Annotated in this window: 11 protein-coding genes; 7 read left to right on the top strand and 4 right to left on the bottom strand. The window is 71.3% G+C overall.

The features are described 5' to 3' along the window. Positions 1-218: 218 nt before the first annotated feature. A complete protein-coding gene (gene purB / locus J1M46_RS11970) occupies positions 219-1598 on the bottom strand; it encodes an adenylosuccinate lyase (protein WP_206448005.1) in 1380 nt (459 codons plus the stop codon). A 9-nt stretch (positions 1599-1607) separates the two neighbouring features. Further along, positions 1608-2120 (bottom strand): low molecular weight protein-tyrosine-phosphatase, encoded by a 513-nt coding sequence (locus J1M46_RS11975; protein WP_342384372.1) that lies wholly within the window; start codon positions 2118-2120, stop codon positions 1608-1610. A gap of 198 nt (positions 2121-2318) precedes the next feature. On the opposite strand from J1M46_RS11975, the gene J1M46_RS11980 reads away from it, so the two are divergent. Both J1M46_RS11980 and J1M46_RS11985 read left to right on the top strand, forming a co-directional pair. Then, positions 2319-2612 carry a hypothetical protein gene (locus J1M46_RS11980; protein ID WP_206448007.1) on the top strand — a complete coding sequence of 98 codons (294 nt, stop codon included), beginning with the start codon at positions 2319-2321 and terminating at the stop codon, positions 2610-2612. Beyond that, positions 2609-4099 carry a hypothetical protein gene (locus J1M46_RS11985; RefSeq protein ID WP_206448008.1) on the top strand — a complete coding sequence of 497 codons (1491 nt, stop codon included), beginning with the start codon at positions 2609-2611 and terminating at the stop codon, positions 4097-4099. Before J1M46_RS11980 ends, J1M46_RS11985 begins: the two co-directional genes overlap by 4 nt. A gap of 83 nt (positions 4100-4182) precedes the next feature. On the opposite strand, the gene J1M46_RS11990 is transcribed toward J1M46_RS11985, so the two are convergent. After that, a complete protein-coding gene (locus tag J1M46_RS11990) occupies positions 4183-4587 on the bottom strand; it encodes a phage holin family protein (protein ID WP_206448009.1) in 405 nt (134 codons plus the stop codon). Positions 4588-4646: 59 nt separating this feature from the next. On the opposite strand from J1M46_RS11990, the gene J1M46_RS11995 reads away from it, so the two are divergent. The 5 genes from J1M46_RS11995 (at position 4647) to J1M46_RS12015 (ending at position 10901) form a co-directional block, all read left to right on the top strand. Continuing rightward, positions 4647-5705, top strand: a complete 1059-nt coding sequence (locus J1M46_RS11995) for a histidinol-phosphate transaminase (RefSeq protein WP_206448010.1) — start codon at positions 4647-4649, stop codon at positions 5703-5705. After that, positions 5702-6841 carry a thiamine pyrophosphate-dependent enzyme gene (locus J1M46_RS12000; protein ID WP_342384373.1) on the top strand — a complete coding sequence of 380 codons (1140 nt, stop codon included), beginning with the start codon at positions 5702-5704 and terminating at the stop codon, positions 6839-6841. Before J1M46_RS11995 ends, J1M46_RS12000 begins: the two co-directional genes overlap by 4 nt. Beyond that, on the top strand, positions 6838-7881 hold the full coding sequence (locus tag J1M46_RS12005) for an alpha-ketoacid dehydrogenase subunit beta (protein ID WP_241249109.1): 1044 nt from the start codon (positions 6838-6840) through the stop codon (positions 7879-7881). Before J1M46_RS12000 ends, J1M46_RS12005 begins: the two co-directional genes overlap by 4 nt. Positions 7882-7895: 14 nt before the next feature. Continuing rightward, positions 7896-9149, top strand: coding sequence for a dihydrolipoamide acetyltransferase family protein (locus J1M46_RS12010; protein ID WP_206448011.1), 1254 nt, complete (start codon positions 7896-7898; stop codon positions 9147-9149). A 72-nt stretch (positions 9150-9221) separates the two neighbouring features. Then, positions 9222-10901 (top strand): RNA-binding domain-containing protein, encoded by a 1680-nt coding sequence (locus J1M46_RS12015; protein WP_206448012.1) that lies wholly within the window; start codon positions 9222-9224, stop codon positions 10899-10901. A 17-nt stretch (positions 10902-10918) separates the two neighbouring features. Here J1M46_RS12015 and nadE read toward each other — a convergent pair whose 3' ends face one another. Next, positions 10919-11776: an ammonia-dependent NAD(+) synthetase gene (gene nadE, locus J1M46_RS12020; RefSeq protein ID WP_206448013.1), complete on the bottom strand. Its 858-nt coding sequence runs from the start codon at positions 11774-11776 to the stop codon at positions 10919-10921. Positions 11777-11857: the final 81 nt, after the last annotated feature.

An 11857-nucleotide genomic window follows, 5' to 3' on the forward strand; every position in this document is an offset into this window, starting at 1 on the left:
CAGGCTGCCGTAGCGGCCGCTCGCCGCCGGCACCCCGGCGGCCCGTCGGCGCGAGCTGGAGCGGCAACTTGGTACCGGTGTTCGGCCGGTGCCGATGGGCCAGGCCGATGGGCCGCACCGATGGGCCGGGCCGCTCGGCCGCGCCGACGGGCCGCGCCGACGGGCCGTGCCCATGGCTCGCGCCGACGGGCCGCCGGGGTGCCGGCGGCGAGCGGCCGCTACGGCAGCCTGTCGACCAGCTGCGAGGCGACGCCCGTGTACGTGTGCGGGGTGAGGCGGCGCAGGCGCTCCTTGGCCGCATCCGAGATGTCGAGCCCGTCGACGAAGGCGACGAGCTCTGCCTGGCCCACCTTCTGCCCGCGCGTCAGCTCCTTGAGCTGCGCGTAGGGGTCGGCGATCGACGAGCTGCCGGCGAGCACCTCGGCGCGGATCACCGTCTGAATGGCCTCGGCCAGCACCTCCCAGTTGCCCTCGAGCGCGGCGTCGAGGGACGCATCCGACACCGCGATCTCCGACAGCCCGCGCGTCAGGTTGTCGAGCGCGAGCAGCGAGTGCCCGAGCGCGACGCCGATGTTGCGCTGCGTCGACGAGTCGGTCAGGTCGCGCTGCAGCCGGCTGGTGACGAGCGTCGCCGAGAGCGACTCGAGCAGCGCCGAGGCGATCTCGAGGTTGGCCTCGGCGTTCTCGAAGCGGATCGGGTTGATCTTGTGCGGCATGGTCGACGAGCCCGTCGCACCCGCGACCGGGATCTGCGTGAACGTGCCGAGCATGATGTACGTCCACACGTCGGTCGCCAGGTTGTGCAGGATGCGGCCGGCGTGCGAGATCGCGCCGAAGAGCTCGGCCTGCCAGTCGTGCGACTCGATCTGCGTCGTCAGCGGGTTCCAGGTGAGGCCCAAGTGCTCCACGAAGGCGGATGCGGTGGCCGGCCAGTCGGCGCCGGGCTCGGCCACGACGTGGGCCGAGAAGGTGCCGGTGGCGCCCGCGAACTTGCCGAGCACCTCGACCTGCTCGATGCGCGTCGCCTGCCGCTCGAGCCGCCAGGCGACGACGGCGAGCTCCTTGCCGAGCGTCGTCGGGGTGGCCGGCTGGCCGTGCGTGAGCGAGAGCATCGGACGGTCGCGCTGCTCGAGGGCCAGCTCGCGCAGCCGGTCGATGACACCGCGGAAGGCGGGCATCCAGACCTCCGCGACCGCCGCCTTGATCGTGAGCGCGTAGGAGAGGTTGTTGATGTCCTCGCTCGTGCAGGCGATGTGCACGGCCTCCGCGAGCCGGCCGAGCCCCTGCTGCTCGAGCCGGTCGCGCACGAGGTACTCGACGGCCTTCACGTCGTGGCGGGTGACCGCCTCCTTCTCGGCGAGCCAGTCGATCTGCTCCTGGCCGAACTCGCGCGCCCACTGCCGCAGCGCATCCGCTTCACCGTCGTCGACCGGGCTCGCGCCGAACAGGCCGTGCTCGGCGACCCACAGCAGCCACTCCACCTCGACGTGCACGCGCGCACGGTTGAGACCGGCCTCCGAGAGGTGCTCGGCGAGGCCCGAGGTCTGCCGCCGGTAGCGGCCGTCGAGCGGCGAGAGGGGCTGGATGGGCAGGGGCATGGGGCTCCTTCAGGGGCGCATGGCGGGCTGGATCTGGCGGAACAGCCTGCCGACGGCGGTCTCGATCTGGTGCAGGACGGTGCCGAAGAACGCGTCCTCCGAGTAGTAGGGGTCTGGCACGTCCTGGCCCGTCGCGTCGGGGTCGAACGAGAGCAGCAGCCGGATCTTCGAGTGCTGCTCGTCGGTGCGGGCGAGCGAGCGCAGCGCCCGCTCCTGACCGCGGTCGAAGGCGATCACGAGGTCGAACGCGTCGAGCCACTGGGCGCTGAACTGCTTGGCGCGGTGGGCGCTCGCCTCGTAGCCGGCGTCGGTGAGCGCGGTGAGCGTGCGCGGGTCAGCGGTCTCGCCCACGTGGTACTCGCTGATGCCGGCGCTGGCGACCAGCAGCCGGTCGGCGACGCCGTGCTTCTTGGCGAGGTGCTCGAAGACGGTCGCGGCCATGGGGGAGCGGCAGATGTTGCCGGTGCAGACGAAGCAGACGCGGAAGCGCGTCGCATCGGCGAACTCCCGGTCGATGGTCACGACACCATTCTGGCGCACCGCCGCCGCCCTCGCCGGTCCAGCCGCCCCCGGCTCCGCTCGAGCAGCCGGCTCGGCTGGTCGAGCAGCCCCGCGGGGCCGCATCGCGACCCGCCGCTCAAGCCTCGCTCTCCACAGCCCGCCCTTGCATGAGCGCGGCGATCCGCGCTCCGATGCCATCGTCCCCGCAGGAGGTGGGTCATGACGATGACGGATGCGGCTGCCGCAGCCGCGCAGGCCGCGGCGGTTCAGGCGGCGGCGCAGGCCGCGAGGATCAGCGCGGTGGCGGAGGCGAGGGAGGCGATCCGGGCGGCGGAGCGCGCCGCCCGGCTGCTCGAGGACGGCGGAGGGCTCGCGGTGCTGCGCGGGCAGGAGGCGTGGCTGGGCCCGGCGCGCGCAGCCTTCGATGCGCGCGGCGCCGCGCTGCAGGGCCGCCTGCGCGCCGAGTCGCACGAGCTGCGCATGCTGGTGCTCGCGATCGAGGGCTGCATATGAGCGGCTGGGGCGGCGGGGGCGGCTCGTTCGGCGGTGGCGCGTCCGGCGGGGGCGGATCGTTCGCCGGCGGCGCGCTCGCGTGGGACCCGTCGGTGACGGGCATGGCGTGCGCGCAGCTGCGCGAGGCGCGCCTGCGAGCAGAGGATGCGGTGCGTGCGCTGCGGGCAGCGCCCGACCTCGCCGTCGCCGCCGCGCCGGGGGTGAACGCTGCCGGGTTGCGCTGGTGCGGGGCCGAGCTCGATGCGCGTGCCGCGGCGGCACAGGCGCTCGTCGGCGAGCTCGACCTGCTGCACGACCACACGATGCTCGCCGGCCAGTCGTACGAGTGGGCGTCGGATGCGGTGCGCGGCCTGATCGAGCGGGTCGCGGGCACCGTCGCCTACGCGCTGGGCACTGCGGTGCGCACCGCGGCGCTCGCGGCGGCCCCCTGGGCGGTGGCGATCGGGCTGGTCGCGGTGCCGCTGGCGGCGAAGCTGCTGCTGATGCACCCGGAGCTGCTCGCGAGCCTCACGCAGCGAGCGCAGGCCGCGGGCACCAACCTCGGGCGCTTCCTCGAGGACACCTCTGCCTTCTGGGAGCGTGCTGGCGAGGTGCTGATGGCGAACCCGGCGTTCACCGGGGCGCTCGCGCTCGCGGTCGAGTCGACCGACGAGGCGCTCGCGGGGCTGCTCGGCATCCCGCTGCCGCTGGCGAACAGCGTCGAATCGCGGATCGGGGACGACGAGGTGCTGGGCCTGCTGGCGCTCTCGGCCGCGGGCGGGGCAGGGCTGCTGACCGGCGGCGGCCGCGTGCAGGCGGTGTTCTCGCGGCCGGTGTCGCCGCCGAGCCGACCGGTGACCGAGCCGGCCGAGGCGATGCGCATCATCCTCGACCAGGACGAGCAGGTGACGATCGCCGAGTTCACGATGCCCGACGGCTCCACCCGCTATCAGGTGTTCGTGCGCGGCACGGAGACGATCGCGCCCTCGGGCTCCTCCGGTCTCGACATGCGCGCGAACCTCGAGAACACCGGGGCGGCGGGCGAGCAGCTGCGCGGCTCCGATGCCGCGGTCGCGGAGGCGATGCGGGAGGCGGGCATCGAGCCCGGCGACGCGGTCGACCTGTTCGGCTTCTCGCAGGGTGCCGGCGCCGTCGCGAACGTGGCCGCCTCGGGGGAGTTCCGCGTCGAGAACGCGCTGCTGGTGGGCGGACCGGTGGGCGCGGCCGAGATCCCACCGGAGGTCGCGGTGCTCAGCGTCGCCCACGAGGGCGACATCGTGCCGGCCCTCGACGGCTGGGCCGACGGCGACGGCGTGCAGACGACCGTGGTCGAGAGCGCCGGCGGCCACGGCACCGGCCCGCTCGCGCGGCACTCGGGGGAGGAGTACCTCGACACCTTCGAGGGCATCGACGACTTCGCGGTCGACAGGTGGACGCAGCGGATGGCGGCGCTCACCGCAGGCGGCGAACCGGTCTCGGCCGTCGGCGTGCAGCTGCGGCGTCGTTGACGGGGGAGGTCTCGGTACGGCCGCTCCGCGACCTACTCGACCTTGAGCCCTCCGCGCTCACCGCGAGGGTGAGCGCTCCGGGCTCAACGCTCGCGCGGGCGCTCCTTGCCGAAGATCGGTCGCGTGAGGATCGTGATCAGCCAGGTGAGGAAGGCGATGCAGACGGCGGCGAGCATCCCCCACCAGAACCCGTCCACCCGCAGCCCCACGCCGATCGCCTCCGAGATCCAGTGCACGATCATGAGCAGGAAGGCGTTCACGAACAGGGCGACGATGCCGAGCGTGAGGATGTAGAGCGGGAATGCCACGATGCGGATGAGGTTGCCGACCGTCGCGTTGACGATCGCGAACACGAGCGCCACGCCCAGCGTCGTCAGACCGATCTGCCACCACTGCTCGCCGTAGGACACGATCTGGATGCCGCTGACGAAGAGCGTGACGAGCCAGATCGCGATCGCGGTGAAGATCACTCGGAGCAGGAAGCGCATGCGCCGATTCTGGCATCCATATCCCCCAACAGAGGCGAGACTCGCAATAGCCTGAGGCCGTGACTGTGCGACTTCGACCCGAGATCGCTGCCGTGCCGCCGTACCAGCAGGGACGGCCGGCGCCGCAGGGTGGCTTCAAGCTCTCCAGCAACGAGAACCCCTTCCCGCCGCTGCGTGCGGTGGTCGAGGCGGTGCAGGCGGAGGCGGAGCGCGTCAACCGCTACCCGCGGCCGGGCGCGCCCGAGCTGAAGGCGGCCCTCGCCGACGAGTTCGGCGTCGACACCGACCGCGTGCTGATCGGCGACGGCTCGGCCACGCTCATCCAGCAGCTCATCCACGCCGTCGCCGGCCCCGGCGACGAGGTGATCTACGCGTGGCGCTCCTTCGACGCCTACCCGCTGTTCGTCCGCACCGGCGGCGCGACGCCCATCGAGGTGCCGGTCGACGCCGAGCACAAGCACGACCTCGACGCGATGGCCGACGCCATCACCGAGCGCACCCGCGCGGTCATCGTCTGCAGCCCCAACAACCCCACCGGCACGATCGTCGACAAGGATGCGCTCGACGCCTTCATCGCCCGCGTTCCCGCGGATGTCCTCATCATGCTCGACGAGGCATACATCGAGTTCGTGCGCGAGCCGACGGTCGACGGCATCGCCCTGCAGCGGCAGCACGACAACCTCGTCGTCCTGCGCACATTCTCCAAGGCGCATGGGCTCGCGGGCCTGCGCGTCGGCTACGCGATCGGCCACCCGGCGATCCTCCGCGCCGCCGACCTGACCGGTGTGCCGCTGTCGCAGACGGCGCTCGCCTCCTCCGCAGCCATCGCCGCGCTCGAGAACGTCGGCGAGACCTTCGCCCGCATCGACGTGCTCGCCGATCAGCGCGACGCCCTCTGGCAGCGCCTGGTCGATGCCGGCGTGCCGGTGCCCAAGCCCTACGGCAACTTCTTCTGGATCCCCTCGAAGCCCGGGCAGGAGGAGCAGGTGCACGACATCCTGGAGGCCAACCGCATCGTCGCCAAGGTCTTCGCCGACGGCACCCGCGTCTCGGTGGGCGAGCCAGCGGCCGACGAGCACATCCTGGCCGCCGCGATCGCGATCCAGGCCATCCAGTGACGCCTCCCGCAGTGACGGGCACGGCTGCGGCGACCGAGCCCATCCGCCTCCTGGACGCCGAGGGGCGGCTGGTCGAGTCGGACGCGAACGCGCCCTGGCACGAGCTCGCCGCGCAGCTGTCGACCGATGACCGGCTCGCGATGCACGGCGAGATGCTGCGCACCCGCCGCTTCGACATCGAGGCCGGCCACCTGCAGCGGCAGGGCAAGCTCGGCCTGTGGGTGCCGTCGATCGGCCAGGAGGGCGCGCAGGTCGGTGCCGTCTGGGCCGCGCGCGAGCAGGACACGCTCTTCCCCTCCTACCGCGAGCACCTGATCGCGCTGCACCGCGGCGCGACGATGGACCAGATCATCGACATCTTCCGCGGCGCGAAGCACGGCGGCGGCTGGAACCCGCTCGAGACGCAGGGCATGCGCATCTACTCGCTCGTGATCGCCACGCACGCGCTGCACGCGACCGGCTACGCGATGGGCATCCGGCTCGACGGCACGAGCGGCACGGGCGACGCGAGCACCGACGAGGCCGTGATGGCCTTCTACGGCGACGGCGCCGCCAGCCAGGGCGATGCGAGCGAGGGCCTGGTCTTCGCGGCCAGCTACGAGTCGCCGATCGTCTTCTTCGTGCAGAACAACAAGTGGGCCATCTCGGTGCCCTCCACCCGCCAGAGCCGCTTCCCGCTGCACCAGCGGGCGCGCGGCTTCGGCCTCGACGCGGCCTGGATCGACGGCAACGACCCGCTCGCGAGCTTCGCGGTGACACGGCGGATGCTCGACGCGGCCAGGCAGGGAGCCCCCGGCTACATCGAGGCAGACACGTACCGCATGGGGGCGCACACCACGAGCGACGACCCCACCCGCTACCGCACGAGCGACGAGGAGGAGTCGTGGCGCCGCCGCGACCCCATCGCCAGGCTCGCCGCGCACCTGCGGGAGCAGGGCGTCGCCGAGGCCGTGCTCGCCGAGCAGGATCAGGAGGCGACCGAGCTCGCCGGCGACCTGCGCCGCCGCACGCTCGAGGCGGCCACCGCCATCAGCGACGACATCTTCGACCACGTCTACAGCGACCCGCACCCGCTGACGACCGAGCAGAAGCGGCAGCTGGCCGAGTTCGAGGCGAGCTTCGGAGGCGACGCATGACCGACACCGCACCCCAGGCCGCGGCCGCGGCACCGACGGCGCCCGCCGCATCCGTCACCATGCCCATCGCGAAGGCGCTGAACTCGGCGCTGCGCGAGGCGATGCGCGCCGACGAGAAGGTGCTGCTGATGGGCGAGGACATCGGCCCGCTCGGCGGCGTCTTCCGCATCACCGAGGGGCTGCACGCCGAGTTCGGCGGCGACCGCGTGCTCGACACCCCGCTGGCCGAGTCGGGCATCATCGGCACCGCCATCGGGCTGGCGATGCGCGGCTACCGGCCCGTGATCGAGATCCAGTTCGACGGCTTCGTCTACCCGGGCTTCGACCAGATCGTCTCGCAGCTGGCGAAGATGACGGCCCGCCACCGCGGCGCCGTGCGGATGCCCGTCGTGATCCGCATCCCCTACGGCGGCCACATCGGCGCCGTCGAGCACCACCAGGAGAGCCCGGAGGCCTACTTCGCGCACACCGCGGGCCTGCGGGTGGTGAGCCCCTCGACCGCCAACGACGCGCACTGGATGCTGCGGCAGGCGATCGAGAGCGACGACCCGGTGATCTTCCTCGAGCCGAAGGCGAAGTACTGGACGAAGGGCGAGGTGCTGCCGGCGCCGGCGCCGGGCCTCGAGGGCGTGGGCGGCATGCACCGCGCGGTCGTCGCGCAGCCGGGCACCGACGTCACGCTCATCGGGCACGGCGCCATGGTGCACGTGCTGCTGCAGGCGGCGCAGATCGCCGAGCGCGAGGGCACCTCGTGCGAGGTGATCGACCTGCGCTCGCTCTCGCCCATCGACTGGGAGCCGCTCGTCGACTCGGCGCGCCGCACCGGCCGCGTGGTCGTCGCGCAGGAGGCGCCCGGCCACGTCTCGGTCGGCAGCGAGGTGGCCGCGACGATCGCCGAGCGCGCCTTCTACTCGCTCGAGGCGCCGGTGCTGCGCGTGTCGGGCTTCGACGCGCCCTTCCCCGCCGCCCAGCTCGAGGACATCTACCTGCCAGACGCCGACCGCGTGCTCGACGCGGTCGATCGCGCCATGGCCTACTGACGGAAGGACGCGCGATGCAGGAGTTTCGACTGCCCGATCCGGGCGAGGGCCTGACCGAGGCCGAGATCGTCGCCTGGCGCGTGAAGCCCGGCGACATGGTGCACGTCAACGACGTGCTGCTCGAGGTCGAGACGGCCAAGTCGCTCGTCGAGCTGCCGAGCCCCTTCGAGGGCACCGTCGAGGCGCTGCTGGTCGAGGAGGGGCAGACCGTCGAGGTCGGCTCGCCGATCATCCGGGTGACGAGCGGTGATGCGGATGCGGTGGAGACCGCCGCAGACACCGCCGACACCGTGCACAAGGAGGAGGACGGCGACGGCGCCGTGCTGGTCGGCTACGGCGTGCGCGGGGGAGCGGAGACGCGGCGGAAGAAGCCGCGCACGGTGCAGTCGGTGCCCGCCGCATCCGCTCACCCGGTGGTGGCGAAGCCGCCCACCCGCAAGCTCGCGAAGGATCTCGGCGTCGACCTGGCGGCCGTGATCGGCTCGGGGCTCGCGGGCGAGGTGACGCGCGACGACGTGGTGCAGGCGGCGAAGCAGGCGAAGGTGTTCCGCAACCTGCAGGCGCCAGAGTGGGCGGGCGGTCGCGAGGAGCGCATCCCGGTCAAGGGCGTGCGCAAGGTGATCGCGCAGGGCATGGTCGACTCGGCGTTCACGGCGCCGCACGTGTCGGTGTTCACCGACGTGGACGCGACGCGCACGATGGAGTTCGTGCAGCGGCTGAAGGCCTCCACCGACTTCGAGGGCGTGCGCATCTCGCCGCTGCTGATCATGGCGAAGGCCATCATCTGGGCGATCAGGCGCAACCCGCAGGTGAACTCGACGTTCACGGGCGACGAGCTCGTCGTGCACCACTACGTCAACCTCGGCATCGCCGCCGCGACGCCGCGCGGGCTGCTGGTGCCGAACGTGAAGGACGCGCAGGACATGACGCTGCTCGAGCTCGCGACCGCGCTGCAGCAGCTGACGGCGACGGCGCGCGAGGGTCGCACGCAGCCGGCCGACATGCAGCACGGCACGATCACGATCACGAACATCGGCGTGTTCGGGATGGACAGCGGCACGCCGATCCTGAACCCGGGGGAGACGGGCATCATCGCGCTCGGCACGATCCGGCAGAAGCCGTGGGTGGTCGACGGCGAGGTGCGGCCGCGCTGGGTGACGACCGTGGGCGGCTCGTTCGACCACCGGGCGATCGACGGCGACGTGATCAGCCGCTTCGTCGCCGACGTGGCGTCGATCCTGGAGGAGCCGGCGCTGCTGCTGGACTGATGGTTATCTCGCAGTATTCGATAGTTATCTGCACTTCGACATAGTCGAGATAACTATGAGATACTCTGAGATATGGAAGAGCGCGAACTGCGAGAACTCATCGCCGGCGGGGAAACGATGACGGTCGAGTTCAAGCGGGCGACCACGCTGAGTGACCTGAGCGATCGAGACCTTTCGATTGCGCTCGCCTGCCTTGCGAACGGCGATGGCGGGGTGCTGCTGATGGGTGTCGAGGACGACGGCCGCATCACGGGCGTCGGGGATCGGCACATGACCACGACCGACATCTCTCGACTTCGCCTTGAAGTCGCCCGACAGACCGAGCCGGCCCTCCAGGTCGATATCGCTGAGCACGAGCTCGACGGCGAGACGGTGCTCCGGCTGACGGTGCCAGCGAGCCAGATCCCGGTCAGCGTCGGCGGGCGCTTCACGCGACGAGGCCGGAGACGCGATGGGCAACCGGAATGCGTGCCGATGGGCATTGCCGAACTGCAGTCGATCGCGCTCACAGCGAGCGGCATCGACTACATGGATCGGATCGTCGTCGGTGCCAGATGGGAGGACCTCGACCCCGCTGAGTTCGAGCGGTTCCGGCGACTCGCTCGCGCGGCCCAAGGGGACGCGGGTCTGGTCCAGCTGAGTGACCGTGACATCGCGCGCGCGCTCCGGGCGATCCGGATTCGCGGCGACGTCGAAGACGTGACACTCGGCGGCATCGCGCTGTTCGGCACCGCTGACGCGCTGGAGCGGCATCTCCCTTCAAGCCGTGCGCAGTTCCAGGTGCTGCGCGGGACCGAGGTCGTCGTCAACGAAGAGCGCACGGGTACGGTGCTCGAGCTCGTTGAATGGCTCGGCCACCAGGTTGAGCAGCGAAACGAGGAGCATGAGATCACAGTGGGTCTCATTCGGCTCCCGGTCTCGCGGATCAATCGACGTGCGGTTCGCGAAGCAGTGGCGAACGCTCTCGTGCATCGCGACTACTTGGAGCCGGGCGCTATCTCCGTGCGACTGACCGATACAGAGCTCGTCGTGGTGAGCCCCGGCGGGTTGCCGCGCGGTGTGACGCTCGACTCGATGCTGGAAGCATCACAGCCGCGCAGCGCGATGCTCGCTGGCGCGTTGAAGCGAGCGGGAGTCGTCGAGTTGGCGGGACGTGGCGTGGAGGTGATGTTTGAGGAACTCCTCCGCGCAGGCCGGGATGAGCCGGACTATTCGAGAACCGCTGAACGATCCGTGACGGTCGCGCTCGACGCTTCCGCTCCGGATCGAGCGATCGTTCGATTCGTGACTGCACTCGATAACGAGCGCAGCACGCCGCTGAGTCGCATCGAGCTGCAGGTCGTCCATGCGCTCAGGGACGCAGGCGCTGCGTCGATGGTCGATTTGGAGTCCATGCTCAGTGCTCACGCGAGTCGACTGCGCGGAGTGGTCAGGAGAATGACCGAAGCCGGTGTGATCGAGGTTCGCGGCTCGGGTTCGCGGCGCGATTATCATCTGGCGGCCCGCTTCTATCGGATGGCCGACGAAGGCACGGCCGGCGTCCGGATCTCGGACATCGATGCGGTCCGACACCCCCATCTGGTGTTGGAGCTCATCGACCGGAATGGCGCAGTCACGCGCTCCGATGTCGCAAAGCTCTGCGGCTTGAGCCCGGAACAGGCGTCAGCGCTGCTCAAGCGGATGGTGCGCGCTGGGCAGCTCCTGCAGTTGGGGCAGAAGCGCGGTACGACGTACGTCCGAAGCGACGGCTGAGGTGGCAGGTCAGCGCGCTACTCGAAGAGCGGCCCGGCCGCCGGCTGCCACCAGTCGTCGTCGGGCGTGGCGGGCATCCGCCGCTTGTGCTCGGTGCGGTCGTAGCGGGCGATGATCTGCGTCGCGACCTCATCGGCGACCGGCTCGCCGCGCAGGAACGCGTCGATCTGCTCGTACGCGAGCCCCAGCTCTGCCTCGTCGGTCTGGCCCGGCTTGCCGTCGAGCAGGTCGGCGGTGGGCGGCTTCTGCCACAGCCGCTCGGCGGCGCCGAGCTCGCGCAGCAGTTCCTTGCCCTGCCCCTTCGTCAGCCCCGCGAGCGGCAGCAGGTCGGCCCCGCCGTCGCCGTACTTCGTGTAGAAGCCGGTGATGCCCTCGGCGGCGTGGTCGGTGCCGAGCACCAGCAGCCCCAGCTGCCCGCCGATCGCGTACTGCGCCACCATGCGCGCCCGCGCCTTGATGTTGCCCTTGTGGTAGTCGCTCACCTCGCCGATGGCGCCCTCCACCGATGCCTCGAGCGGGTCGACGCCCGGCTGCACGTCGACCGTCACCTCCCGGTCGGCGCCGATGAAGTCGAGGGCGAGCTGCGCGTCGGCCTCATCCGCCTGCACCCCGTACGGCAGTCGCACCGCGACGAACTCCGCCTCGCGTCCCTCCGCGCGCACGCGCTCGACCGCGAGCTGCGCGAGGCGCCCGGCGAGCGTGGAGTCCTGGCCGCCCGAGATGCCGAGCACGAAGCCCTTGGCGCCGGCAGCCGCGAGGTAGTCGACGAGGAAGCGGATGCGTCGCTCGAGCTCCGCGGGCGGGTCGATGTGGGGTCGTGCGCCGAGCGCCGCGATGATCGCCGACTGCCGGGTGCCGTTGGGGATGGTCGCCATGGCTGGAGCCTACGCGCGGCACCTGAAGCGCACCACGGAGACCGAGATTGACAATCGTTCTCAACAAGCCGTAGCGTTTCC

It is taken from the genome of Agrococcus sp. KRD186 (genome assembly GCF_017168255.1).
Taxonomy (GTDB): domain Bacteria; phylum Actinomycetota; class Actinomycetes; order Actinomycetales; family Microbacteriaceae; genus Agrococcus.